The 24,756-nt window shown below is 66.0% G+C and carries 21 protein-coding genes; 11 read left to right on the top strand and 10 right to left on the bottom strand.

The window, feature by feature from the left end; all coding sequences use genetic code 11:
* Positions 1-53 precede the first annotated feature (53 nt).
* The 3 genes from Rhe02_RS05270 to Rhe02_RS05260 are packed head-to-tail and all read left to right on the top strand — an operon-like array spanning position 54 to position 4,428.
* On the top strand, positions 54-926 hold the full coding sequence (locus Rhe02_RS05270; RefSeq protein WP_203906926.1) for a carbohydrate ABC transporter permease: 873 nt from the start codon (positions 54-56) through the stop codon (positions 924-926).
* On the top strand, positions 923-1,759 hold the full coding sequence (locus tag Rhe02_RS05265) for a carbohydrate ABC transporter permease (protein WP_239123383.1): 837 nt from the start codon (positions 923-925) through the stop codon (positions 1,757-1,759). Before Rhe02_RS05270 ends, Rhe02_RS05265 begins: the two co-directional genes overlap by 4 nt.
* A gap of 47 nt (positions 1,760-1,806) precedes the next feature.
* Complete coding sequence (locus Rhe02_RS05260; RefSeq protein WP_203906925.1) at positions 1,807-4,428, top strand: family 78 glycoside hydrolase catalytic domain; 2,622 nt, start codon at positions 1,807-1,809, stop codon at positions 4,426-4,428.
* Positions 4,429-4,442: 14 nt separating this feature from the next.
* Here Rhe02_RS05260 and Rhe02_RS05255 read toward each other — a convergent pair whose 3' ends face one another.
* The 3 genes from Rhe02_RS05255 to Rhe02_RS05245 all read right to left on the bottom strand — a co-directional run bounded on the left by Rhe02_RS05255 (position 4,443) and on the right by Rhe02_RS05245 (position 11,249).
* Complete coding sequence (locus Rhe02_RS05255) at positions 4,443-5,900, bottom strand: glutamate synthase subunit beta (protein ID WP_203906924.1); 1,458 nt, start codon at positions 5,898-5,900, stop codon at positions 4,443-4,445.
* Positions 5,893-10,461: a glutamate synthase large subunit gene (gltB, locus tag Rhe02_RS05250; protein ID WP_203906923.1), complete on the bottom strand. Its 4,569-nt coding sequence runs from the start codon at positions 10,459-10,461 to the stop codon at positions 5,893-5,895. The genes Rhe02_RS05255 and gltB overlap by 8 nt, the downstream gene beginning before the upstream one ends.
* A 134-nt stretch (positions 10,462-10,595) precedes the next feature.
* Positions 10,596-11,249: a hypothetical protein gene (locus tag Rhe02_RS05245; protein ID WP_203906922.1), complete on the bottom strand. Its 654-nt coding sequence runs from the start codon at positions 11,247-11,249 to the stop codon at positions 10,596-10,598.
* Positions 11,250-11,428: 179 nt separating this feature from the next.
* On the opposite strand from Rhe02_RS05245, the gene Rhe02_RS05240 reads away from it, so the two are divergent.
* The 4 genes from Rhe02_RS05240 (at position 11,429) to Rhe02_RS05225 (ending at position 15,616) form a co-directional block, all read left to right on the top strand.
* The gene (locus Rhe02_RS05240; protein ID WP_203906921.1) at positions 11,429-11,905 is read left to right on the top strand and encodes a hypothetical protein; all 477 of its coding nucleotides are present in this window, start codon (positions 11,429-11,431) and stop codon (positions 11,903-11,905) included.
* Positions 11,906-12,161: 256 nt separating this feature from the next.
* Positions 12,162-13,838: a VWA domain-containing protein gene (locus tag Rhe02_RS05235; RefSeq protein WP_203906920.1), complete on the top strand. Its 1,677-nt coding sequence runs from the start codon at positions 12,162-12,164 to the stop codon at positions 13,836-13,838.
* An 84-nt stretch (positions 13,839-13,922) separates the two neighbouring features.
* On the top strand, positions 13,923-14,870 hold the full coding sequence (locus Rhe02_RS05230; RefSeq protein ID WP_203907026.1) for an ATP-binding cassette domain-containing protein: 948 nt from the start codon (positions 13,923-13,925) through the stop codon (positions 14,868-14,870).
* Complete coding sequence (locus Rhe02_RS05225; protein ID WP_203906919.1) at positions 14,867-15,616, top strand: ABC transporter permease; 750 nt, start codon at positions 14,867-14,869, stop codon at positions 15,614-15,616. Before Rhe02_RS05230 ends, Rhe02_RS05225 begins: the two co-directional genes overlap by 4 nt.
* Here the strand turns inward: Rhe02_RS05225 and Rhe02_RS05220 are convergent.
* Both Rhe02_RS05220 and Rhe02_RS05215 read right to left on the bottom strand, forming a co-directional pair.
* Positions 15,600-18,704 (bottom strand): AfsR/SARP family transcriptional regulator, encoded by a 3,105-nt coding sequence (locus tag Rhe02_RS05220; RefSeq protein ID WP_203906918.1) that lies wholly within the window; start codon positions 18,702-18,704, stop codon positions 15,600-15,602. The two genes, Rhe02_RS05225 and Rhe02_RS05220, sit on opposite strands and share 17 nt — an antisense overlap.
* A gap of 104 nt (positions 18,705-18,808) precedes the next feature.
* Positions 18,809-19,591: an AfsR/SARP family transcriptional regulator gene (locus tag Rhe02_RS05215; protein WP_203906917.1), complete on the bottom strand. Its 783-nt coding sequence runs from the start codon at positions 19,589-19,591 to the stop codon at positions 18,809-18,811.
* Here Rhe02_RS05215 and Rhe02_RS05210 point away from each other — a divergent pair.
* Positions 19,590-19,826 (top strand): hypothetical protein, encoded by a 237-nt coding sequence (locus Rhe02_RS05210; protein ID WP_203906916.1) that lies wholly within the window; start codon positions 19,590-19,592, stop codon positions 19,824-19,826. The two genes, Rhe02_RS05215 and Rhe02_RS05210, sit on opposite strands and share 2 nt — an antisense overlap.
* Complete coding sequence (locus tag Rhe02_RS05205) at positions 19,826-20,197, top strand: SH3 domain-containing protein (RefSeq protein WP_203906915.1); 372 nt, start codon at positions 19,826-19,828, stop codon at positions 20,195-20,197. The genes Rhe02_RS05210 and Rhe02_RS05205 overlap by 1 nt, the downstream gene beginning before the upstream one ends.
* Before the next feature lie 91 nt (positions 20,198-20,288).
* Here Rhe02_RS05205 and Rhe02_RS05200 read toward each other — a convergent pair whose 3' ends face one another.
* Positions 20,289-21,149, bottom strand: coding sequence for a pentapeptide repeat-containing protein (locus tag Rhe02_RS05200; RefSeq protein WP_203906914.1), 861 nt, complete (start codon positions 21,147-21,149; stop codon positions 20,289-20,291).
* Positions 21,150-21,163: 14 nt separating this feature from the next.
* Positions 21,164-21,493 carry a PadR family transcriptional regulator gene (locus Rhe02_RS05195; RefSeq protein WP_203906913.1) on the bottom strand — a complete coding sequence of 110 codons (330 nt, stop codon included), beginning with the start codon at positions 21,491-21,493 and terminating at the stop codon, positions 21,164-21,166.
* A gap of 116 nt (positions 21,494-21,609) precedes the next feature.
* On the opposite strand from Rhe02_RS05195, the gene Rhe02_RS05190 reads away from it, so the two are divergent.
* Together Rhe02_RS05190 and Rhe02_RS05185 are read left to right on the top strand one after the other, a co-directional pair.
* On the top strand, positions 21,610-22,479 hold the full coding sequence (locus Rhe02_RS05190; protein ID WP_203906912.1) for an alpha/beta fold hydrolase: 870 nt from the start codon (positions 21,610-21,612) through the stop codon (positions 22,477-22,479).
* Position 22,480: 1 nt separating this feature from the next.
* Complete coding sequence (locus Rhe02_RS05185; RefSeq protein WP_203906911.1) at positions 22,481-22,951, top strand: winged helix-turn-helix transcriptional regulator; 471 nt, start codon at positions 22,481-22,483, stop codon at positions 22,949-22,951.
* On the opposite strand, the gene Rhe02_RS05180 is transcribed toward Rhe02_RS05185, so the two are convergent.
* The 3 genes from Rhe02_RS05180 to Rhe02_RS05170 all read right to left on the bottom strand — a co-directional run bounded on the left by Rhe02_RS05180 (position 22,948) and on the right by Rhe02_RS05170 (position 24,678).
* Positions 22,948-23,307: a hypothetical protein gene (locus Rhe02_RS05180; protein ID WP_203906910.1), complete on the bottom strand. Its 360-nt coding sequence runs from the start codon at positions 23,305-23,307 to the stop codon at positions 22,948-22,950. The two genes, Rhe02_RS05185 and Rhe02_RS05180, sit on opposite strands and share 4 nt — an antisense overlap.
* A gap of 142 nt (positions 23,308-23,449) precedes the next feature.
* Positions 23,450-24,028, bottom strand: a complete 579-nt coding sequence (locus Rhe02_RS05175) for a YkgJ family cysteine cluster protein (RefSeq protein ID WP_203906909.1) — start codon at positions 24,026-24,028, stop codon at positions 23,450-23,452.
* Between the two features lie 137 nt (positions 24,029-24,165).
* Positions 24,166-24,678, bottom strand: a complete 513-nt coding sequence (locus Rhe02_RS05170) for a hypothetical protein (protein WP_203906908.1) — start codon at positions 24,676-24,678, stop codon at positions 24,166-24,168.
* Positions 24,679-24,756: the final 78 nt, after the last annotated feature.

Raw genomic sequence — 24,756 nt, 5'->3', positions numbered from 1 at the left:
CCCGCGGCCCCACCACCCGCCGGTGGGGCCGCTGGCCCAGCCGAGGAGCCCGTGTGACGACCACAACCCGTTCGCGCAGCCCATATCCTTATTGGTTCTATGTGCCCGCCGCTGTCATCTATGCGGTGCTGTTCCTGCTGCCGACGTTCGCCTCGTTCTACTTCAGCCTCACCCGCTGGAGCCTGTTCGATTACAAGTACATCGGCCTGGAGAATTTCCTCTCTTTCTTCCAGGAACCGGCGCTGGTCAAGGGTTTCGTCAACACGCTCATATACGCGGCGGTCACCTCCGGGCTGAAAGTGTTGCTGGGCCTGCCTTTGGCGATGCTGCTCACTTCGCGCATCATCGCGCGGGGCTACCTGCGCTCGGTGGTGTTCTTCCCGGTCCTGGTCAGCACGATCGGGGTGGGAATCACCTTCACCGCGTTGATGAACCCCGAACACGGGCTCATCAACGAGACACTGAGCGCGATCGGTATCGAGGGCCCCGGCTGGCTCGTGGATCCGAGGTACGCGCTGATCTCCGTGGCGCTGGTCGATGTGTGGAAGGGCGTGGGACTGGCGACGCTCATCTACATCGCCGGCATCGTCTCGATCCCGCAGGAGTACTTCGAGGCGGCCAGGTGCGACGGCGCCGACGGGTGGGGCAGTTTCCGGCACATCGTGTTGCCGCTTGCCCGTCCCGCCACGGCGACGGTCATCATTCTGTCCCTGATCGGCGGGCTGCGATCCTTCGACCTGATCTGGGCCATGACCCGCGGCGGGCCCGGATTCACCTCCGACGTCATCGCCTCGGTCATCTACAAGCAGTACCAGGCAGGCTTCTACGGTCTTTCCACGGCCGGCAATGTGGTGCTCTTCCTCGCGGTCACCGCGATTGTGGTCCCGTTGTTCTGGTTCCTCAACCGCAAGGAGGTCGAACAGTGACCCGCCGCACGGGTATCAAGGGTTTCCTGCTTGGCACCCTGACGATTGTGGTCTCGGCCGTCGTGTTCCTGGTGCCGTTCGCTTTCATCGTGCTCACCGCCATGAAAGACAGAAGCGAGTCCGCGGACCTGAGCTTCTCGTGGCCGACCCAATTCCAGTTCATGCAGAACCTGCAAGAGGTGATCGCGGCACGCGACTACATGCTGATCATCGCGTTCATCAACAGCACCATCCTCACCGTGTGCAGTGTCGGCCTCATGGTCGTCCTGTCGGCGATGGTGGCATTCGTGTTGCAGCGCCGTCGCAGCCGGTGGACCGGGCTGGTCAACTTCCTTGTCCTGTCCGGCCTTATCATTCCGCCGGCGGTGGTGCCCACCATCTGGGTGTTGCAAGGCCTCGGGCTGTTCAAGACCATGCCGGGCCTGATCCTCATCGAGATCGCGTTCGGCATGTCCTTCAGCATCCTGCTGTTCCGGGCATTCATCGCGACCGTCCCCCGCGACCTGGACGAGGCGGCCATCATCGACGGCGCCGGACCGCTGCGGCTGTTCTTCCAAGTCATTCTTCCGTTGCTGCGCTCGGTGGCGGTCACGGTGATTGTGGTGCAGTCCGTGGTGGTGTTCAACGACTTCACCAACCCGCTCTACTTTCTGCCGGGCGACCAGAACGCGACCGTGCAGCTGACCCTTTTCAACTTTCAGAGTCAGTACGCGACGCAGTACAACCTGCTGTTCATGAACATGCTGCTGATCACCATCCCACCCCTGTTGATGTTCATGTTCTTCAACCGGCAGATCGTGGCGGGCCTCACCTCCGGTGCCATCAAGGGCTGACGCCGGGCTGCCAAGGACCCCAACCAACACAGCGAAATGAGGAGCCGATGAGCGGCATCGACGCCCCCGTCAAGGTGGTGCGCCTGAAGGCAGAGCATCACCGCGAGCCGCTTGGCATAGGCCAGATCCGTCCCCGCCTTTCCTGGCAGGTCGAGACCGAGCACCCTGACTGGACCCAGACGGCTTACCAGATCGCGGTCGTTTCCGACGACGAGCCGGACCGCACGGTGCTCAGTATGCAGATCCCAGCGCAGGAACAGACTCTGGTCCCATGGCCGCTGCCGCCCCTCGCGTCACGCAGCCGCTGCGCGGTGAAGGTGCGCGTCTGGCACGAGCAGAGCGACGATCCGTCTCCGTGGAGCCCGCCACTGATCATCGAGACCGGCCTGGTGCGGCCCGAGGACTGGACCGCGCGAATGATCACGCCCGATCTGGGCCAGCCCGCCGACCGGGACTGGCCGGCGCTGCTGCTGCGCCGCGCTTTCACCCTGCCCGCCGCACCCGTCCGCGCACGTCTTTACGTTGCGGCCCAAGGTGTCTACGAGATGGAGCTGAACGGCGAGCGGGTCGGCGACCACGTGCTCGCGCCCGGATGGACCAGCTATCACCACCGCCTGCGCTATCAAACTTTCGATGTCACGCACCTCCTGCGGGACGGGGGCAACGCCATCGGCGGCTGGCTTGCCGAAGGCTGGTACCGCGGACGGCTCGGGTTCCTCGGCGGCAAGCGCGCCATCTATGGCGCACACGTAGGGCTGTTCGCCCAGTTGGAGGTGGTGTGCGCGGACGGCTCGACGGTCGTGGTGGCGACCGACGAGAGCTGGCGCGCCGGCGCCAGCCCCATCGTGGCGACCGGCCTCTACGACGGCGAGCATTACGACGCCCGGCTCGAGCGGGCAGGTTGGTCGGCACCCGGCTTCGACGACCGGGACTGGGCGGGTGTCACCGCCCAGCCCTTCGACGCACGCCTGCTGGTAGCGCCGGATGGACCGCCCGTGCGCCGCACCGAGTCCATCGCGCCGGTCGCGATCACCACCTTGCCGTCGGGCAAGACCATCGTCGACTTTGGACAGAATCTCACCGGCCGGGTACGCATCAGGGTTCGCGGCGAAGCGGGCCGCACGATAGTCATCCGGCACGCCGAGATCCTCCAGGACAGTGAGCTGTGCACGGCACCGCTTCGCCATGCGGCCGCGACCGACGGCTACACGCTGCGCGGGGACGCGGCGATCGAGGAGTGGGAGCCAAGGTTCACCCTGCACGGCTTCCGTTACGCCGAGGTCGTCGGGTGGCCCGGAGAACTTCACAGCGACGACATCGACGCGGTGATCTGCCACACCGACATGGCGCGCACAGGCTGGTTCGCGTGCTCCGATCCGCTGCTGGAACGGTTCCACGAGAATGTGGTGTGGAGCATGCGCGGCAACTTCGTGGATGTCCCCACCGACTGCCCGCAACGCGACGAGCGGCTCGGCTGGACGGGCGACATCGCGGTGTTCGCGCCGACGGCGTCGTTCCTTTTCGACTGCGCTGGAATGCTCACCTCGTGGCTGGCCGACCTCGCCGCCGAGCAGGGCGCGCTGGGCACCGTACCGGCCTATGTGCCCTGGATCGACCTGGTGTTCCCGGTCGCGCCGACGGCCGTGTGGGGCGACGCCGCGGTCAGTGTGCCGACCGTGCTGCACGAACGCTTCGCCGACGTTGGCGTGCTGCGTCAGCAGTACGCGAGCATGAAGGCCTGGGTGGAACAGGTGGCCGCGCTCGCCGGTGACCGTCGATTATGGACTTCCGGGTTCCAGTTCGGCGACTGGCTCGACCCCGCCGCCCCGCCGGACAAGCCCGCCGCCGCGCGCACCGACGCCTACCTGGTGGCGACCGCCTACCACGCGCGCAGTGCCGCACAGCTGGCCGCGATCGCCGCGCTGCTGGGCGAGGACGAGGACCATCTGCGCTATACGGCGCTGGCCGCCGAGGTCGCCGATGCCTTCAACAACGAGTTCGTCACGCCCAACGGCCGCGTGGTCAGCGACGCGCAGACCGCCTATGCCGTTGCGCTGCACGCCAATCTGCTGGAGAAGTCGGAGCAGCGCGAGCGGGCCGGCCGCCGCCTCGTGGAGCTGGTCGAGGCCGGCGGCCACCATGTGGCCACCGGGTTCGTGGGCACTCCACTGATCTGCGACGCGCTGACCGCCGTCGGCGCGGACGACACCGCCGGCCGCCTGCTCATGCAACGCCAGTGCCCGTCCTGGCTCTACCCGGTGACCATGGGCGCCACCACCATCTGGGAAAGGTGGGACAGCATGCTTCCCGATGGCACCGTCAACCCGGGCGAGATGACTTCCTTCAACCACTACGCGCTCGGCGCGGTCGCCGATTGGCTGCACCGCCGCGTCGCGGGTCTCGCCCCGGCTGCGCCCGGCTATCGGCGGGTTGCCGTCCGGCCCCGCCCCGGCGGCGGTCTCACCCACGCTTCGGCGGCTTACGAAAGCCCGTTTGGCCGGATCGAGGTCGCTTGGCGGCGAGCCGAGGATCGGCTGCACGTCGACGTCACCATCCCGCCGGGCGTCACCGCCTTCGTCGAACTTCCGGACCCGTCCTTCTCCCCCGTCGACATCGGCTCCGGCAGGCACACCTTCACTTGCGCGTGGCCCAACCCCAGCGACTCATAGAGTTTGGGGCGGCTTCAGCGGGCCGCGATGGCGACCGTGTCCGGATGGATCGGGGCCGGCAGGTTCGACGCCCCCGAAAGGAAAGCGTCCACCGCCGCGGCTGCGGCTCTGCCTTCGGCGATGGCCCACACGATCAATGACTGTCCGCGGCCGGCGTCACCGGCGACGAACACCCCTTCCGCCGTGGACTTCCAATGGGCGTCACGGACCGCACGCCCGCGCGAATCGACCTCGACGCCGAGCGAGTCCAGGAATTCGCCTTTCGCCGCCCCGCCGGTGGACACGAAGCCCATCGCCAGGAGCACCAGGTCGGCTGGGATCTCTCGCTCTGTTCCCTCGATTTTGGTGAATCTACTGTCGACCTCGTGCAGCGCGAGCGCGCGCACATTGCCGCTCTCGTCGCCCACGAACCGCTCAGTGTTGACCGCGAACAACCGCTCGCCGCCCTCCTCATGGGCGCTGGAGGTGCGGTAGATCAACGGCCAGGTCGGCCACGGGGTGGAGACGGGACGCAGGTCGTCCGGCCGTGGCATGATTTCCAGCTGCACCACGCTTGCAGCGCCTTGGCGGTGGGCGGTGCCGAGGCAGTCGGCCCCGGTGTCACCACCGCCGATGATCACCACGTGCTTGCCCGCCGCGTCGATCGGCGACGAGTCCGTATCGCTGAGCTGAACCCGGTTGGCCGGCACCAGATACTCCATCGCCGAGTAGATGCCCGTCAGCTCGCGGCCGGGCACCGGAAGGTCACGCGGAACCGTTGCCCCGGTGGCGATGACGACCGCGTGGAAGCCGGAACGCAATTGCTCGACGGAAAGATCTGTGCCGACGCGGACGCCGGTGACGAACCGGGTGCCTTCGGCCTCCATCTGCGCCAACCGCCGATCGAGGTGCCGCTTCTCCATCTTGAACTCCGGGATGCCATAGCGCAGCAGCCCGCCGATGCGGTCAGCGGACTCGTAGACGGTCACGTCATGACCGGCCCGGGTGAGCTGCTGGGCGGCGGCCAGCCCGGCGGGGCCGGAGCCGACCACCGCGACCTTCATCCCGGTGAGCCACTCCGGAATCTGCGGGGCGACCCAGCCCTGCTCCCAAGCCCGGTCGATAATCTCCACCTCGACCTGCTTGATGGTGACCGCGTCGGAGTTGATGCCGAGCACACACGCCGCCTCGCACGGCGCGGGGCACAACCGCCCGGTGAACTCCGGGAAATTGTTGGTCGCGTGCAGCCGGTCGATGGCGGCGCGCCAATTGTCAGTGCGCACCAGGTCGTTCCACTCCGGAATCAGGTTCCCGAGCGGGCAACCGTTATGGCAGAACGGGATCCCGCAGTCCATGCAGCGGCTGGCCTGGGTCTGGATCTTCTCTGGCGCAAACGGCTGATAGACCTCGCGCCAGTCGGAGATCCTTACCTGTACCGGGCGGCGCTTGGGCTGCTCGCGATCGCTCTTCATGAATCCAGTGGGATCAGCCACGAGCCGCCTCCATGATCGCCTCATCCACATCGCGACCGGACAGTTCGGCAAGCCGGCCTGCCTGTAGCACCCGCCGGTAGTCACGCGGCATGATCGTCGAGAATGCCGCCGCGTGTCCCGGCCAGTCGGCGAGAATGGCCTGGGCCACCACCGAATCGGTCTCGGCGTAGTGACGTTCCACGATGGCCCGCAGCTCGACAGCGTCCTCTTCGGACAGTGGCTCGATGTCGACCATCTCGGTGTTGACCAGCGAACGGTCCAGATTCAGAACGTGGGCCACCCCGCCGGACATACCGGCGGCGAAGTTCCGCCCGGTCGGGCCGAGCACGGCCACGCGTCCACCGGTCATGTATTCACACCCATGGTCGCCGACGCCCTCGACCACAGCGATCGCACCGGAGTTGCGGACACAGAACCTCTCACCCACCCGGCCGCGCAGGAACAGCTCACCCGACGTCGCTCCATAAAGGATGGTGTTGCCGGCGATGACGTTCTCCTCGGCGGCGAACCCCGCGCGCTCATGCGGACGGATGATGATTCGCCCGCCTGACAACCCCTTGCCGACGTAATCGTTGGCGTCACCGGCCAACCGCAGCGTGATCCCCGGCGGGAGGAACGCGCCGAAGGACTGGCCCGCGGTGCCGGTAAGCACGATCTCGATGGTGTCGTCGGGCAGGCCCTTGCCGCCGAACGCGCGGGTCACCCGCGAGCCGAGCATGGTGCCCACGGTCCGGTTGACGTTGCGCACCGGCAGCTCTATCCGCACCGGCTGCCCATCGGTGAGCGCGCCCTCGGCCAGCTGGATCAGCGTGTTGTCCAGCGCCCTGTCCAGGCCGTGGTCCTGACCGACGACCTGGTGCCGCGGCGTGCCTTCGGAAAGCTCGGGCATCGCGAGGATGGGCGACAGGTCAAGGCCGCTGGCCTTCCAATGGTCGATGGCCGGGCGGGTGTCCAGCAGCTCCGCGCGTCCGATCGCCTCGTCGAGACTTCTGAAGCCGAGGTCGGCGAGATATTGCCGCACCTCCTGCGCGATGTACTGGAAGAAGGTGACCACAAACTCCGGCTTGCCGCTGAACTTCTTGCGCAGCACCGGGTTTTGCGTGGCCACGCCGACCGGGCAGGTGTCCAGGTGACACACGCGCATCATGATGCAGCCCGACACCACCAGCGGCGCGGTCGCGAAACCGAACTCCTCCGCGCCCAGCAGCGCGGCGATGACGACGTCACGACCGGTCTTCAGCTGACCGTCGACCTGCACCACTATCCGGTCGCGCAATCCGTTGAGCAGCAAGGTCTGCTGCGTCTCGGCCAGGCCCAGCTCCCACGGCGCTCCGGCGTGCTTGAGCGAGGTCAACGGCGACGCGCCTGTCCCGCCGTCGTGCCCGGAGATGAGGACCACGTCGGCATGCGCCTTGCTGACCCCCGCCGCGACCGTTCCCACCCCCACCTCGGCGACGAGCTTGACATGCACCCGGGCCAGGTCGTTGGCGTTCTTCAGGTCGTGAATCAGCTGCGCCAGGTCTTCGATGGAGTAGATGTCGTGGTGCGGCGGCGGAGAGATGAGGCCGACGCCCGGGGTCGAGTGCCGCGTACGCGCCACCCACGGGTACACCTTGTGCGCAGGCAGTTGGCCACCCTCGCCGGGCTTGGCGCCTTGGGCCATCTTGATCTGGAGGTCATCGGCGTTGACCAGATATTCACTGGTGACGCCGAACCGTCCACTGGCGACCTGTTTGACGGCGCTGCGCCGAGCGGGGTCGTAGAGCCGGTCGACGTCCTCGCCACCCTCGCCGGTGTTGGACCTGGCCCCGATCGAGTTCATCGCGATCGCGAGCGTCTCGTGCGCCTCAGCGGAGATGGAACCGTAGGACATCGCGCCGGTGGAGAACCGGGTGACGATGCTTTCGACGGACTCGACCTCATCGATCGGCACGGGCGGCAGGGCGCCGACCTTCAGCGCGAACAGGCCACGCAAGGTCGCCGCCTTGCGGGACAAGGAGTCCACCGCGGCGGTGTACTTTCCGAACACCTCGAACTGCTTGGTGCGGGTCGAGTGCTGCAGCAGGAACACGGTCTCCGGGTTGAAAAGATGCAACTCGCCTTCGCGTCGCCACTGATACTCGCCGCCCGTCTCCAGCCGGCGGTGTGCGGTGCTGGTGGCATTCGCTTGCCAAGCACGCGAATGGCGAGCGGCGACCTCCGCATGGATCTCCTCGAGCCCGATCCCGCCGAGCTTGCTCGACGTCCCGGTGAAGTATCGCTCGACGAGCTTTTCGGACAGGCCGACCGCTTCGAAGACTTGCGCGCCAATGTAGGAGGCGACTGTGGAGATGCCCATCTTGGACATCACCTTCAGCACACCCTTGCCCATCGCCTTGACGTAATTGCGCACAGCCTTGTATGGGTCGATGCCAGTAATCTCACCACTGGCAATCATGTCCTCAATGGACTCAAAAGCCAGATACGGATTCACCGCGCCCGCGCCATAGCCCAGCAACAGCGCCATATGGTGCACCTCGCGGGCGTCACCGGTCTCGGTGATCAGCCCCACCATGGTGCGGGTCTGTTCACGGATGAGGTGGTGATGCACGCAGGCGGTCAGCAGCAGCGACGGGATCGGCGCCAGATCTGCGGTGGCATCGCGATCGGAGAGCACGATCAGCCGTGCGCCGTCCTCGATGGCCTCGGAGATGTGCCGGCAGATCTCAATCAGCCGGGCTTTAAGACCTTCTCCACCATCGTGTACGCGGTAGAGCCCCGAGACGGTGATCGCCTTGAACCCCGGCATGTCGCCGTCATCATCGATGTGGATCAGCTTGGCGAGTTCGTCGTTGTCCAGCACAGGGAACGGCAGGACGATCTGACGGCAGGACGCCGCCGACGGCGCGAGCAGATTCTGCTCCGGCCCGATCGTGCCGCCGACCGAGGTGACGATCTCTTCCCGGATCGCGTCCAGCGGCGGATTGGTCACCTGCGCGAACAACTGGCTGAAGTAGTCGAAGAGCAGCCGGGGACGTTCCGACAGCACCGCGATGGGGGTGTCCGTGCCCATGGAACCGATCGGCTCGGCGCCGTCGCGGGCGGCCGGGGTGACCAGAACCCGTAGCTCTTCCTCGGTATAGCCGAACGTGAGCTGGCGGCGCAGCACCGCCTCGTGGCCGTAGGTGATGTGCTCCCGGTCGGGCAGCTCGGAGAGCCGCATCAGACCAGCGTGCAACCAGTCGGTGTAAGGGTGCTCGGCGGCCAGCTCAGACTTGATCTCCTCGTCGTCGATGATGCGTCCGGCCGCCGTGTCCACGAGGAACATCCGTCCGGGCTGCAACCGTCCTTTCGCGACAATCGTGGCCTGATCGAAGTCGAGGACACCGGCCTCGCTGGCGAACACCACGAGGTCCTCGTTGGTGCGCCACCATCGGGCCGGACGCAGGCCGTTGCGGTCGAGGACGACGCCGATCTGGGTGCCGTCGGTGAACGCGATGCAGGCCGGACCGTCCCACGGCTCCATGACCGACGCATGGAACTCGTAGAAGGCGCGCCGCGCCGGGTCCATGGTGGAGTTGTTCTCCCACGCCTCCGGGATCATCATGAGCACCGCGTGCGCCAGCGAGCGCCCGCCCAGGTGCAGCAGCTCGAGGACCTCGTCGAAACTCGCGGAGTCGCTCGCGCCGGGGGTGCAGATCGGGAACAGGCGCCTGAGGTCACCCGGAATCAGGTCGCTTTCCAGCAGCGCTTCCCGCGCACGCATCCAGTTCCGGTTGCCGTTGAGGGTGTTGATCTCGCCGTTGTGGGCGATGTAGCGGTACGGATGCGCGAGCGGCCAGCTCGGAAAGGTGTTGGTGGAGAACCGGCTGTGCACCAACGCGATCGCGCTCACCAACCGCGGGTCGGACAGATCGGGGAAGAACGCCGGGAGCTGATTGGTGGTCAGCATCCCCTTGTACACCAACGTGCGAGCGGACAACGAGGAGAAGTAAACCTCGACCCCGCGCTCGCGGGTCTCCCGCTCGACCCGCCGCCGCACCACGAACGCCAGCCGTTCCAGGGCAAGGCCGGACTCGCCCGAGATGAACAGCTGGGCGAAATGGGGTTGCACGGAGCGGGCGGACGGGCCGAGGTCGGCGGCTCGTGCGTCGATGGGCAGGTCGCGCCAGCCCACGAGCTTGACGTCCTCCTCGGAGACGATCCTTTCGATCACCTCGATGGCACGGGCCCGTTGCTGCGGGTCCGCGGGAAGGAAGGCATTGCCCACGGCATACGTCGGCTCCCCGGAAGCGGTGGGCTCCGGCAGGGGGAAGTCGGTGACCGCACTGAGGAATTCGTGGGGCACCTGCACCAGAATCCCCGCGCCGTCACCGGAGTTGACTTCGCAGCCGGCGGCGCCGCGATGTTCCAGGTTGCGCAGCGCGGTCAAGCCAGCCTCGATGATCGCGTGTGAGCGTCGGCCTCGCGCGTCCACGACGAAGGCGACGCCACAGGCGTCGTGTTCATTGGCTGGATCGTAAAGACCCTGAGCGAATGGTGCAGCAGAGAATGTCACGTGTCGGCTCCTGACAAACGTCATGCGCCAGCGTGGCTGTGATCATGAGTTTCCAGGGACGGCATCGGCCCGGCAGATTCAAAAGAGCGTACACAATGACCCGCAAATTAGTAAGACAACAACTATGTCTACGTTGGGCAAACGGCCTGTTTAGTTGGTCACAGAGCCGCTGCCGCTTGCGCGCCAAGTCCGACCTGGGCGCGACAGTCCTCGATGGCTCCGATGAGGAGATCGCGCAGGACCGGATCCGGGTCAAGCCCATCTGCCTGCGCAATCCCCCTGATCGCATCGCTGACGATGCTCGGCGCGATACGGCGCCGGAACTCGTCCCGGTTCACCCGCAGGTCGTCCATGAAACGCCGCGCCTGTCGCGCAACCGCGGGAACCCCGGCCAGCTCCTCGACCTGGTGCCCCTCGACGGCGGGTTGTCCGTTGAGATCGGCTTGCAGGCGATGGGCCGTCAAGACGGCGATGGCCATGCCACGCTGCCGTTCCGCCGACACCACCGGCAGGGCGGCCGTCGCGCAACGCAGCGCGACCCGGACATCAATGTGCAGGTCATCGCCGGTCAGCCCGATCACCGAGGGGATCAGCACGGCCAGGCGCTGCCGCGCCACCTCCGAAGTGTGGTCGTTGACGTGGCGGGCGACGGCGGCCAGCAGCGGGTGGGTACAGGCGGGACGATCGCTCCACCGTTCGCCGGCCAGCATCGACGCCAATTCCATGAAGCACGCGCCGCTGCGCGCGGTCCCGTGCCTCCCGCGTGACAGCAACGGCAGCAGCGTTGGCGGCTGCAAATCTTGGATGGACATCTCGCGCCTTCCCGAGCCTGAGCGGCCTTGGTACAGCCGGGCAACACACTGCATAACGAGGCAAAAGCGAAATCGATCTGGTTGGATAGTTCGGCGATACCACTGGCCGCGCCGTTGGTGCCCTATGCTCACTGCGGGCCATGATCGTCGGCCGCGCACTCGACCCCTCTGGAGCAGACATGACTGGGCGCAGGCTCAGCACCGCCTTCGCCCTCGGCTCGCTTCTGGCCGGGCTCGCGGCCGGCTGCAGCAACTCGGCGGAGCAAGTTCCCCCGAATCAGGCCGGCGGGTCGAAAGGCCCGCAGGGCGATGTTGCCGTCTGTGGCGAATCTCTTGCCGGGTACCAATTGGTGATGGACGATTTCGCGCTGGCTCTCGCCAAGCCGCCTGGCGACCCGACCGAGCTTCCTCTCACCGCCTACCGACTGCTGGGGGTTTACGAACCGATTCTTTCCAAGAACCTGCCGCTCGCCCGGGACGAAGCCCTCAAGAAAGCCTTGACTGCGGAGCTCGCCGCGGTCACTGCCATTCGAGAGAAGGTCAACACCCTCAGATCCCGGTCCCGGCTGTCGGACATCACGCCTTCGCCGGAATGGGACGGGCTCGGCAAAGAGCTGTCGGCGGTGTGTGCCCGAATAGCGCCCACAACCGGTTGAGTGTCCGCTGTGTTGACTGTCCTAAGTAGATTGTCATCGTCGCCGAGGCTTCGGGTAAAACGGGCAGGCAAGTTTGAGCTGTTTCTGGCGACCTGTGCCCGCTAGGGGTTTTGATTTGTTTCTCTGCGGTAACAATGGGCCGAACGTATGTGGTGATCGGCGACCTAGTGCATAAGCATGGCTGTTTGTGTCTGGCCGTCATCGCAACATAAGAAGAAACGCCTCAGGTGTGACCATCTTTGCCATTGGTCTCGCCATGATGGTTGTCATCGCGGGTGGCATCATCGTGGTCTACCAGCTCGCTGGCAAACCCAGTTGCACCGGGCAAGCAACGCTGCGGGTAGCGGCCACGCCTGAAATGGTGCCTGCTTTGCGATTGGCGGGTGATTCGATAAGCGGGCGTGGTGAAGCGGTGAATGGCGCGTGCGCTGTCATCGAAGTGTCCGCCGCGGATCCGGCTGATATCGCTGCCGTGCTGGCGGCCAAGGAGTCGGCGACGCTTACCGGCGTTGGCCTTCCGGCCGGCAACATTGCCATCCCCGATGTCTGGGTGCCCGATTCGTCGACCTGGCTGGCCCGTCTGGCCGGGGTTTCGCCCAATCTCAGCTTCCCTGAAGCGCCATCGCTGGCACGAAGCCCGGTTGTCGTCGCGATGCCGGAACCGGTCGCGGCCAAGGTTGGCTGGCCCACGGCCAAGCTCACCTGGCAAGCATTGCTGACCAAAATGACTACTGATACCACCATGAAAATTGGGACAGTCGAGCCTTCGCGTGACGCGGCGGGCCTAGCCGGACTTCTTGCCCTCGGCGCGGCGATGACGGCGAGCCCCGACGGTCAGGCGGCGGCCACCGGCGCCTTGCGTTCGCTGGCGGCCGGAAGGTCGACCCTGCGGCAGGACCTGCTTGCCCGGTTCCCGCGATCGGCGGATCCGGCCGCGGTCGCCTCCGGCCTGAGCGCGGCAGCGCTTACCGAACAAGCGGTGGTGGCCTACAACGCGGCGAAGCCGCCCATCAAACTCGCGGCGCTCTACCTTGAGCCCGCGCCGCTGGCGATGGACTACCCCTACGCCGTAATGCCAGGAATCGACGCCGGTCGCGCGGGCATCGCTTCGCGGCTGCTGCAGGCGGCCAGGACCGAATCGTTCCAGCGGCAGCTCGGCGCCGACGGCATGCGTGGGCCCGATGGCCGTCCGGCCCAAGGTTTCGCGCTGCCCGCCTCCGCACCCGAGCCCGCGGTGACCCCGGCCCCGACCGCGACCGAGCGGGCCGCCGCGGCGGCTGCGGTGCAGAAGACTCTGGCTACCTGGCACGCGGTGACGTTGCCCGCTCGGATGCTCGCCATCATCGACGTTTCAGGTTCGATGCTCGAACGCGTTCCCACCGCCGGTAACCTGACCCGCGGCCAGGTGACGGCGGAAGCGGCTAGGCGAGGGCTCGGCCTGTTCGACGACTCGTGGGCAGTCGGGCTTTGGGTCTTCTCCACCAACATGGTGGGGCCGGTGGACCACCAGGAGCTGCTCCCGATCCAGCCGCTGTCCGTGCAGCGAACCCAGATGCTCGCCACGCTCGGCGCGATCCAGCCCAAGCCCAAGGGCGACACCGGTTTGTACGACACGATCCTCGCCGCGTACCAAGCGGTGCAAAAGGATTGGGATCCGGGCCGGGTGAACTCCATCGTGCTGATGACCGACGGCGACAACGACGACGACAACGGGGTCAGCCTGACCCAGTTGCAGGACAAGCTCAAAACGCTGGCCGACCCCAAGCGGCCGATCCAGCTCATCATCCTGGGCATTGGCGCATCGGTGAACGCCGAACCCCTCACCAGCATCACCAAGATCACAGGTGGTGGGGTGTTCGTCGCCAAGGACCCGGCCAACATCGGCGAGATCTTCCTGAAGGCGATCTCCTTGAGGTCCGGCCAGGCTTCATAACCCTTGGGCTTCGCGCCCGTCATGTCAGACGCCGTGTCAGGAGCGCGTCAGGGGCGTGGCGGGCGAGGCGCCGATGGTAGGCGCATGACTAGTTCAGCGATCGCGGCTTCGGGACTGCGGAAGGCGTACAAAGACAAGGTTGTTCTCGACGGCATCGATCTCGACGTCGCCACGGGCACCATCTTTTCCCTGCTCGGCCCGAACGGCGCGGGCAAGACGACAACGATCAACGTGCTGACGACGTTGATGAAGGCCGATAGCGGCACGGTGCGCGTGGCCGGGCACGATGTCGCGACGCAGACCAAGGCGGTGCGCGCGGCCATCGGTGTCACCGGCCAGTTCGCGGCCGTCGACGAACTGCTGACGGGCCAGGAGAACCTGCAGTTGATGGCGGACCTCAAGGGCATGCGCTCAGCCGAGAGCAAGCGGGTCGTCGCCGAGCTGCTGGATCGATTCGACCTGACCGAGTCGGCGCAGAAGATGACCACGACCTATTCCGGGGGTATGCGCCGCAAGCTGGATCTGGCGATGACCCTGGTGGGCAAGCCAAGGATCATTTTCCTCGACGAGCCGACGACGGGCCTGGACCCGCGCAGCCGCCGCACGATGTGGGACATCATCCGCCAGCTGGTGGCCGAGGGCGTCACCATCTTCCTGACCACCCAGTACCTGGAAGAAGCCGATCGGCTAGCGGACCGGATCGCGGTGCTCGATCAGGGCAAGCTGGTCGCCCAGGGAACTCCCGCCGAGCTCAAGCGCCAGATCCCCGGCAGTCATGTACGCCTGCGGTTCGCGGGCGACGCCGAACTCGGCGCCGCGATGCGAGTCCTGACCGACTTCACCCGGGACGGCGAGGACGACCTGGTCCTGCGGGTTCCCAGCGACGGCGGGGCGAAATCGGTTCGAACCCTGTTGGCGCAACTCGACGCCCATTCCATCGAGATCGAGGAGTTCTCGGTGCACACCCCGGACCTCGATGACGTCTTCCTCGCCCTGACCGGCCGTTCTAGCACGAAGGTGGATGCGAAATGAGCAACGCGACGACCATGCTGGGCCGCAACTTCAAACACACCCTGCGCAACCCGGTCGCGGTATTCAACGCGATCCTGTTCCCGATCGTGCTCCTGCTGATGTTCGTGTACGTGATCGGCGGCGCGTTCGACAAAGTGGAGATCGGCGGCAAGTACATCGACTACATAACGCCGGGCATGATCGTATTAACGATCTGCTATGGGCTCAGCGCCACCGCGCTGTCGGTGAACACCGACATGACCAAGGGAATCATCAATCGCTTCAAGGTAATGGACATCTCCCGCAGCGCCGTGCTGAGCGGTCACGTCGTCGCCACCATGCTGCGCAGCCTGATCGCCATCGCCGCCGTCATCGGGGTGGCGTTCGCGATGGGGTTCCGCCCAGCCGCCGATTTCGGAGATTGGCTTGGCGCCATCGGTTTCATCGTGCTGATCTCCTTCGCGACCAGCTGGATCACCGTCGCCCTGGGACTGGCGGCGAAGTCCCCGGAGTCGGCGGGGCTGGTCACCGTACCGCTGATCATGCTGCCCTTCCTCAGCAGCGCGATCTCGCCCGCCGACACGATGGGGGCGGGCGTGCGCCAGTTCGCCGAATATCAGCCCTTCACCCCGATCATCGAAACGCTGCGCGGGCTGCTGACCGGCGAACCGGCTGTGAACAGCACGATCGTCGCCGTCGCCTGGTGCCTCGGGATCGCTCTGATCGGATATGTGTGGTCGCTGTCCACCTTCAAGAAGCGAGCGTGACCTCGGCCAGCTGAGACCAGCTCGTCTGCTTGCCCTCCTGCGTCACCTCGGCGAACCGCACTTCGCCGAGGTGACGCCGTGCTTCCCGCTCGATTCTGTCCGCCTCGGGATTGGCATGATCCGGCAGCCCGCGCACCGCGACGCTGGCCGCCAGCAGCCGCGCAGCCTGCTCGTATTGGCCGGAGCGCAGGGCTAGGTCGGCGATCCCGACGAGCACCTGGGCGGTCAGGGGTGGATGGGCCGCCTCGGATGCCGCCTGCCAGGCCGTCACGCGGTGGGCACGGGCCTCACCGAGATCGTCGGCGAGGTAGCCGAGCACGTCGTGTATTCCCGCGCGGATGTTGGCCTGCTCCGCGTCGTCACCCAGCAGCGCGGTCGCCACCGCGAGCTGGCGGCGGGCCTCGTCCGTGTCACCACCCCAGCGAGCAAGCTCCGCCTTGGCTAGCGCCAGCTCAACCAGCGCATGCGGCCAGGTCACCGCTTGGGCGCAGCGCTCGGCTTCGGCGAGGGCGGCCGCGCTGGAGGCCCGATCGCCTTGCCGCCAATACAGCTGGGCCTGTTGGGTCCGCAGCTGGATGACATCCTCGATCGCACCGACCTCGGTGACGACAGCGATCGCCTGCTCGTAGCGCTCACACGCACCGGCGAACTCGCCGCGCGTCCCGAGCTGTTCGGCCAGCATCGACAGGGCCAGCGAAATCCCGAATCGCTCGCCCAGCTTCTGGAACTCGGCGAGCGCCCGCTCCAGGCTGGCCTCCGTGTCCTGGCCGCCCTGGCCGAGCACGGCCCGCATCTTGCCCACCTGAAGCCGGGCCAGGGCTCTTACCCAAGGGTCCTCGCTGTCCAGCAACGCCTCGAACGCGGGCACCACAGCTTCCGGCTCCTGCAGCATGCGTTCCAGCGGCACCACCAAGTCGAGCAGCGGATTGCGGTGCTGGATCTGCTGGCTGAACCTGTACGCCTTGTGGATCCATTCCACGCCTTGGCGCTCGCCACCCCGCCCGGAGGTCACGAAGAGCACCACCAGCGCGTACGTCATGGCCCGGACCTCATCGGTCACCTCGCCGGGGATGGTGGTGGCCGCGATCATCAGCTCGCTGCCTTCGGCCCGCCGCCCGCCGAGCCACCAGTACCAACCGGCTGCCGCCGCGAGCCGCATCGCCGCCTGTGCGTCACCGGCCGTGATCGCCCCCCGCATCGCGGCGCTGATGTTGTCGTGTTCGGCCTCGAGCCTGGCGAGCCAGGCGATTTGCTCGATGCGGCGCAGGTGCGGCTCCGCGGCCTCGGTGAGCTCGATGAAGTAGGCCAGATGCGCCCGCCGAGCCAGTTCCAGCTCACCCGCCTCGGCGAGCCTTTCCGCGGCGTACTCCTTGATGGTGCCGAGCATCCGATAGCGCGGAGCGCCATCGCCCTCGGTGACCAGCAGCGACTTCTCGGCCAGCGAGGTGAGCAGCTCCAGCACCTGATCCTGCTCGACGCCGTCGCCGGCGCAGACGCCCTCGGCCGCCTCCAGGCTCGCCCCGCCCGCGAACACCGATAGGCGGCGCAGCACCATCCGCTCGGCGTCGGTGAGCAACTCCCAGCTCCAGTCGACCACCGCGCGCAACGTCTTATGGCGCGGCATCGCCGTGCGGCTGCCGCCGGTCAGCAGCCGGAACCGGTGATCGAGCCGGTTGGCGAGCTGGTCGATGGTCATGGTGCGCAATCTGGCCGCGGCCAGCTCGATGGCCAGCGGCATCCCGTCCAGCGCCCGGCACACCCGCACCATCGTCGACAGCGTGTGCTCGTCGGATCCGAGGTCCTTGCGCACCGCGCCCGCCCGGTCCTGCAGCAAGCGGACCGCGGGCGACGAGGCCAGCGGCTCGACCAGCCACAGCGCCTCTCCGGTGATGCCAAGCGGCTCCCGGCTCGTCGCCAGAATCCGCAGCCGCCGGCACTCCCCCAGCACCCGATCGGCGAACTTCGCTGCCGCTTCGATGAGGTGCTCGCAGTTGTCCAGGATGACCAGCGCTTCCCGCTCGCGGATGGCGGCGATCAGCCCGTCCACCGGGTCCGCGCTCGGCGCCGTGCCGAGCAGGGTGTCCCGCAGCCCGAGCGCGGCGAGCGTCGCCTGCGCGACGTCACCGTCGGCGCCGATGGCGGCCAGCTCCACCAGCCAGACTCCGTCCGGCATGTCGCCCATCAGGTCCCGGGCGGTTTCCGTGGCCAGTCTGGTCTTTCCGGAACCGCCCGGCCCGACCAGCGTGGTGAGCCGATGCCCCGAGATGAGCTCGCGGACGGCAGCGGCGTCGGCCTCGCGGCCGACGAAACTGGTGAGCTCAGCACGCACGTTGCTCTTGCGGTTTTCTTCCCGCCGCCCGACCTCGCCTCGCAGCAGCGCGACATGCAAAGCCGCCAGCTCCGGCGAAGGGTCCACGCCCAGCGCGTTGGCGAGCGCCTCCCTGGCGCCCTCGAAGACAAGCAGGGCCTCGGCGTTACGGCCGGCCGCGACCAGGGCCCGCATCAGCGCGGCGACCAGGCGTTCCCGCAGCGGGTGCGCGGTCACCGCATCGGTCAGTTCGGCCACCACCTCTGCCCCTTGACCGAGAGCGACCTCGGTCTCGAAGCGGTCCTCCATCGCTGTCAGGCGCAGCGCCTCGAGCCGGGTCGCCGCCGCGTCGAACGCTTCGCTGTCGGTCAGCCCGACATCCTGCATGGCCGCACCGCGCCACAGGGCGAGGGCCTCGCGCAACAGCCGAACCCGAACGGGACGGCTCTCCGCCTGGCGGGCCTGGGCAAGGAGGTCCTCGAACCGCAGGGCATCGACAGCTTCTGGGCCAACCGTCAATCGGTAGCCGCCGGTCTGCCCGTCGACCACCCCTCCCGGCAGTGCCTTGCGCAGCCGGGAAGCCAGGCGTTGCAGGGCGTTCGCCGCATCGGCGGGCGGGTTCTCACCCCAGATCCAGTCGATGAGCGTCGCCTTCGAAACGACCCGGCCCGGCTCGAGGGCCAGGGCGATCAGGAGTGCGCGCAACCGGGCGCCCGGCACGTCGGCCAAGCTGCCGTCGTCCACGCGAACCTCGACCGGTCCAAGCATCCTGAGCTGCACTCGCCAATTCTTTCACGGCGTCCAGAGCGCTCCGGACGTCACCCTGTTCTATCCACATTGGATAGAACAGGGTGACCTGAACATCTTTGTTCAGCCGGCTCGGATCACCGGGAGACGACCTCGAGCGATGGGTCGTGCGACAGCATCTGCAGGTGCAACCGTTGCACCGCCGAGGTGGGCTCGACCGCAAGTTCGTCGATCAGCTGGCGGCGCAGCGTCTGGAACACCTCCAGCGCCTCGGCTTGCCGATTTGCCCTATACAGCGCCAGCATGAGCTGCCCGTATAGCCGCTCACGGAGCGGATGCTCGGCGATCAGGGCGGGTACCTCAATGATCACCTCGGGGTACCGCTCCATCATCAGATCTACTTCGATGCGATCCTCGATGGCCTGCAATCGCCGCTCCCGCAGGCGTGGCACGTCGACCTCCTGAAGCCCGACGCCGGCCGCGTCGGATAGAGGATCACCGCGCCACAGCGCCAGTGCCCTGCCGAGCGAGTCAGCGGCCCGCTCGGGTTTTCCGTCCAGCAGCGCGGCCCGTCCCTCTGCGGCGAGTTGGTCGAAGCTGGCCAGATCGAGCTGTCCCGCTCCAACCTGGAGCAGGTAGCCAGGCTGCTTGGTCACCAGGACATCGTTGGGCTGGCAGGGATGAGCTGCGGCGAACGCCTTGCGCAGCCGCAGAACGAGTGACTGAACGGTGTTCCTCGCGCGCGCCGGCGGGGCATCCCCCCAGAGTTGCCTGATCAGCCGGTCTATCGAGACCACCCGGTTGGCCTCGAGCAGAAGCGAGGCCAGGACGGCCCGCTGCCGCGAAGCTTTGATCGAAACTTTCCCCCTTCTCCCCAGGACTTCCACGGGCCCTAGAACCCGATATTCAAATTCCCCCATGGCCACACAACCCTTTGTTGATCGAGATGTGTCGATCATTTCGGTCAAATGCCAGCATTCCCTGACCGCCACACAGGGTCAATGCAGTTTCGGGAAGCTGACATACAACGAGATTGGCATCATCGGCCATCCAGGAGCGGCCAAAAGCGACGCCAGCGCCGCGCCAGCCCAGCGCCATCCGCTCGCACGAGCCTGTGTGCAAGGCAATTTTCCGCAGTATCACGGGAGGAAATAATGCGGATCAGAGCAGCACTGACAGCGGCTGGACTCGCTGCGGCGGCCACCATGGCGGTGGTACTTCCCACCGGCAGCCCGGCGTTCGCGGCCCTGTCGTGTCCGGACAACAACTGGAGCATCAAGGACGGGCGCGAAGGCAACTTCTTCGCCGGGACGAACATCAACATCCGGACCGGCCCCAGCACCACCTGTCCGGCGGCGGTGCCGGGACAGTTCGGCCAGCCCAGCCACTGGGTGCAGGTGGACTGCTGGCAGAACGCAGGGGTCGGACAAGGGAGCTGGACGCATCTGTTCGACTTCACCAACGGCGTCGAAGGATGGTCCAAGGACACGCTCCTAGTCGGACAGGGAGCCCACGTCCGGTGCTGAGGACCTCGGCCAAAACCATAGCTCGATAGCCGACAAGCGGTCTCCGGTGGCGTTTCTGCGCCGCCGGAGACCGCTGCATGGCCTGGTTCTTTTATTCGACAGTCACGTTGGACGGCTCGACGCCGAAACCCTTGAGCGCGGCGTAGGTCAGCTTGTCCATCCGCGCCCCCTCGAAGTTCACGGTGGCCAGGGCTTTGTAGTACTTCTTGCTCCAACCCCCACGGAAGGAACAGTCGCGCAGGATCGCGCCCCGCATGGAGATGCCTTCGAGCCCAGACCGGTCGAATTTCACACTGGTGAAGACCGCCTTGTCGAAGTTGAGGCCACGCAGATCCGAGTAGGTGAAGTCCACGCCGGTGAAGGTGCAGCGCTCAAACACGGTGCGCTTGAGATCAGTCTTGCGGAACAGGACGTCGGTCAGGGCGGTGTCACTGAACCGGACATCGGTGAGCCCGGACATGCTGAAGTCGGTGCGCACCAAGCGGGTCCGGCGAAAGCTGGCCCCCGACAGCTCTGCCGTGGTCAGAACGGCATCGGTCAGATCGGCGCCGTCGAAATTCGTCTGGCCCAGATCGCTGCTTTTGAACTTGCTTCCGGACAGGTCTGCGTTGGCGAAGTTGGAGCCGCGCAACGCGCTCGTGCCGAACCTTCCTTGCCGCGCGGTGACTCCCGCGAAGTCGGTTCCCTGCAGGGCGCTCGAGTCGAATCGCGTTACGACCTGCCGCTCAAGAACGCGGGAGAGGTTGGACACCTCCTGCACCGTTTCCTCGATGTCGCCGATGCTCTCGACGGTCAGGTCGAAGGCCGTCGCCTCGTCCTTGCCCTCGGCACGCAGCTCACGGAACCGTTCCTGCAAGTCCGCAAGCAGGTCCGCCTTCAGCTCGCCGACACTCTTCGTGCCCTCGTAGGGGGCGAAGACGCCGTCAACGTACTCGTTAAGTTTGTCGCTCATAGTTTGTTGTCCCCTTACAGCAAGGTGTCCAGCACGCGCTTCGCGTACTCCCAGTTGGTTTTGTTGCGCGCGTAGGTCGCTCTGCCTTTTTCCGTTATCCGGAAGTACTTGCGCCGCCCACCCTGGGACTCGTCGCCCCAGTACCACGTGATGTCGCCATCGGTCTCCAGGCGTCGCACGCTGGAGTACATCGTGGCTTCCTTCAGCTCGTACTCGCCTTGTGATCGCTCGGCGATCAACTTGACTATCTCGTAGCCGTAGCGGTCCGCCTCCGCCAGCAGCCGCAAGATCATCGTGTCGGTATTCCCACGTAACAGATCCGACGTGACCTTGCTCGTGCCCATATCCCCACCTCCGAGCTGTACCGTATCTCGCAGTACTGTGGCTGTCAAGGTAGTACGGGACTCGCGGTAGCAGCACTGCGTTGCGTCACGCAACTAACTCGAGGTAGGTTCGTTGCATGACGCTACTGAGTGCGGAAGCGATCAACGTGACGAGAGGCCCCCACCGAATCCACGCCGAGCTTGTGCCCGGGCCAGGGGCCCCGGTCGTGCTTATGCACGGCTTCCCGGACAACCTTCACCTCTACGACCACCTCCTGCCCCATCTCGTGGGGCGCGCACCCGTGGTGCGCTTCGACTTTCTGGGCTGGGGCCGTTCCGACAAGCCAGCCGGATATCCTTACACCGCAACGAATCAGATCGGCGATGTCGCCGCCGTAATCGATGCCGTCTCAGCCCTATGGGGTACCCAGAAAGTCATTCTGGTGGCCCACGACGCCTCCGGGCCGCCGGCCATCGAGTGGGCGCTGGCTAATCCCGGCCGGGTGCAGCGGCTGGTTCTGCTCAACACCTACTACAACCGCACCGCGGGGCTCAAACGCCCGCCCGCGATCGCCCTCTACTCCACGCCGCTGCTGCGCAACGCGGCCCGCGCCGCGGCACGGCGGTGGCCTGGCCTCGACCGGCGCATGTTCACGTGGCAGGTCGGCAAGTTCATTCAGGATCCCGCCATCCGCGGGCCATTCGTCGCCGAACTTTACGAACAGTTCGACGCGGCCCGCCCAGCGTTCTGGCGACTCAACGAAGACCTCATCGGCACGGTCATCCGGGGCACCCGGCGGGTCGGTCTGCTGCGCAACTTCACGCCACCGGTGCGGATTGTCTTCGGCGCCAAGGATCGGTACCTCACCCCACGGGTGGCCCGCCGCTTCGCCGAGCTGTTCCCGAACAGCGACCTGCACCTGCTGCCCGACGCCGGACACTACGTCCAGGTCGACGAACCGCGACGGGTGGCTGACCTCCTACTCGCCTCCGGATACGGTAACTGACATGCTCGGACGCTCCTACGATGATCAGGTTTGCTCGATCGCCCGCAGCCTCGAGGTGCTGGGCGAAAGATGGACCCTGCTCGTCGTGCGGGACGCATTGCTTGGGCTGCGCCGATTTGACGACTTTCAGCGCAGCCTGGGCGTGGCCCGCAACATCCTCACCGATCGCCTCAGCCGCCTGGTGACGGCCGAGGTGCTGCAGCGGGTCCCCTATCAGGAACGCCCGGTGCGCTACGAATACCAGCTCACCCCGATGGGCTACGAACTGGCCGTGCCCATCATCGGCCTGATGCATTGGGGCGACAAGCATTACGCCAACCAGGCCGGCCCGCCACGGCTCACCCGTCACAGCACCTGCGGCGGAACACTCCACGCGGCCCTGGTCTGCGAGACCTGCCACGAGCCGATCAGCCCCGCGGAGCTGGCCGTCCTCCCCGGCCCAGGCCTGCCAACGCCAGAGCTTCCGTCCTAAACAGCTCCCACCGTCGATGCGGGATGCGCGAGATTTGTTATCAGATCCCAGAAGCCGATCCGCCGAATTCCTTCGGCCGAATCCAGCTGGTTCACCACTTCGATCATGAGACCTTTCCAGAGGACCGCAGACGGGCGGCAGTCGAAGATGACTTGCATTGTGGACGGATCCGGGGCATCCACGAACGGCGCGCGAACGAACTCGCGATCCATGTCAACATGCGTTGCCTTGTGTTCGGTCCACACGCGAAGCCGATCCTGTGCCGTCTGCACACCGTCGCTGCGCTGCACCGAATATCGGATGGCTACGGAAAAACTGCCATCCGCGCGCTTCGCCGGAAACAAGGACGAACCCACTCTCACACTCCGCGTTGAATAGCGTGACGACTTGGCCGGGTCGAATCCATGGAGAGGCCCGATCCGGTGCCGAAGCGGGCTCGAAGCTGCCGAGGCCTAGCGGGCATTGAGCACGCCTCTCAGACCTCGGCAGCCGCCGGTTCTAGTAGTTCAGCTCATCGAGCTCGTTGCCGGCCGCGTCGAAGGTCTTGACAGGGCCTGGCGGCCAGACGGAAATCCCGCCGGGCCATACAACGATTTCCATCTCCTGCTTTTCCATGGACTGCGCTTCCGCGTACATGTTCTCGTCGGGACCGAGGTCATAGGTCACGCCCATCGGCTCGAACATCATGGTGCACGCATTGCGCTCGTCGGTCTGTAGCTTGATCCGAAAGCGCTGATCCACTTTGGATCCGTGTTGTTCACCTGCTTCGAAGAATTCCTCGAGCAAATTGAACAGCACCGCCACTGCCTGCTCGTCCTGCTCAGGGGTGAAATACCGGATGTCCGGCAGTGCATTGTCTGGATACACCTCGCACAGGACGAGCTGTGGCCAGTACAACTCCGGTCGCCCTTTCCCACGCGGAACAAGCCAGCTGTGAAACTCTTTGAGAACACGATGACCGCAGCCCACCTCATACCCGTCCAAGAACGCGCAGGTCGCCTCGTAGGTCCGTCGCATCACATAAACGCCATGAAGCTTCTTGAACTTTGGGAAGAACTCAGGCAGGCGATCATTCATTGTCAGAATCCAAGCCGGCGATGGTGGACTTCCCGGAGCCCGGAACCCCCGACATCTGCAGCAGGAACAGTTCCGAGCCCATGCGCTCCAGTGTGCCGCCCCGCCGCGTGTCCGATCGCGGCGGGGCGGCTGCCAGCTCAGCACCTGAGATAGGTGTCGCTGACAATCTCGGCGGAGTCGCCGCCACCGGGGTTCCAGACCTCGACGTAGGCGAATGCCTGGTAGATAGAACCGTTGTTGCACGGTGCGCCGAAGCTGACGACGTTGAGGTTGTCGCCGCCGAACAGCTGCCCGGAGTTGAACGAAGGCAGATAAGGGTTGCCGTTCCAGAAGATGATGACTTCGGCGTAGATCATGTAGATGGCCCGGGCGCAGAACACGTTGACGTGCGTGTAGACCTGCAGGCCCGGTCCCAGGAAGGGCTCGGTGAGCTCGGCGAAGCAGGGGACGTCCTCGTTCACCGACGCATCGCCGGTCTGCTTGGTGGGGACCGAGAGTTTCACTGTGCCAAGCTTTTTCGGACCATCGGCCGCGTGCGCGACGACCGCGGGTTCGGCCGCGGCCATGGCCGGGCCGGCTGGAAGCACCAGGCCGAGCGCGGTGAGGGTGAGGATGACGATCGCACCGATCCGGAAGCGGGGAATTAGCATGTGACCTCCAAATGCCGAATGCATCCATCGATGGTCTGCCGCAAGCACCCGGTGGCATAGATGAATCGCGATGCCCTA

This window comes from Rhizocola hellebori (genome assembly GCF_016862955.1).
Classification (GTDB): domain Bacteria; phylum Actinomycetota; class Actinomycetes; order Mycobacteriales; family Micromonosporaceae; genus Rhizocola; species Rhizocola hellebori.
The sequence above is the reverse complement of the archived record's forward strand: the minus strand, read 5'-3'. Positions and strand labels throughout refer to the sequence as shown.

Coding starts and splice junctions, on each gene's coding strand:
- Rhe02_RS05215 (WP_203906917.1), bottom strand. CDS start 19,591: ATGGGGGAATTTGAATATCGGGTTCTAGGGCCCGTGGAAGTCCTGGGG.
- Rhe02_RS05175 (WP_203906909.1), bottom strand. CDS start 24,028: ATGAATGATCGCCTGCCTGAGTTCTTCCCAAAGTTCAAGAAGCTTCAT.
- Rhe02_RS05245 (WP_203906922.1), bottom strand. CDS start 11,249: ATGTCCATCCAAGATTTGCAGCCGCCAACGCTGCTGCCGTTGCTGTCA.
- Rhe02_RS05200 (WP_203906914.1), bottom strand. CDS start 21,149: ATGAGCGACAAACTTAACGAGTACGTTGACGGCGTCTTCGCCCCCTAC.
- Rhe02_RS05185 (WP_203906911.1), top strand. CDS start 22,481: ATGCTCGGACGCTCCTACGATGATCAGGTTTGCTCGATCGCCCGCAGC.
- Rhe02_RS05210 (WP_203906916.1), top strand. CDS start 19,590: ATGGCCACACAACCCTTTGTTGATCGAGATGTGTCGATCATTTCGGTC.
- Rhe02_RS05235 (WP_203906920.1), top strand. CDS start 12,162: ATGATGGTTGTCATCGCGGGTGGCATCATCGTGGTCTACCAGCTCGCT.
- Rhe02_RS05170 (WP_203906908.1), bottom strand. CDS start 24,678: ATGCTAATTCCCCGCTTCCGGATCGGTGCGATCGTCATCCTCACCCTC.
- Rhe02_RS05225 (WP_203906919.1), top strand. CDS start 14,867: ATGAGCAACGCGACGACCATGCTGGGCCGCAACTTCAAACACACCCTG.
- Rhe02_RS05230 (WP_203907026.1), top strand. CDS start 13,923: ATGACTAGTTCAGCGATCGCGGCTTCGGGACTGCGGAAGGCGTACAAA.
- Rhe02_RS05195 (WP_203906913.1), bottom strand. CDS start 21,493: ATGGGCACGAGCAAGGTCACGTCGGATCTGTTACGTGGGAATACCGAC.
- Rhe02_RS05205 (WP_203906915.1), top strand. CDS start 19,826: ATGCGGATCAGAGCAGCACTGACAGCGGCTGGACTCGCTGCGGCGGCC.
- Rhe02_RS05190 (WP_203906912.1), top strand. CDS start 21,610: ATGACGCTACTGAGTGCGGAAGCGATCAACGTGACGAGAGGCCCCCAC.
- Rhe02_RS05260 (WP_203906925.1), top strand. CDS start 1,807: ATGAGCGGCATCGACGCCCCCGTCAAGGTGGTGCGCCTGAAGGCAGAG.
- Rhe02_RS05240 (WP_203906921.1), top strand. CDS start 11,429: ATGACTGGGCGCAGGCTCAGCACCGCCTTCGCCCTCGGCTCGCTTCTG.
- gltB (WP_203906923.1), bottom strand. CDS start 10,461: ATGACGTTTGTCAGGAGCCGACACGTGACATTCTCTGCTGCACCATTC.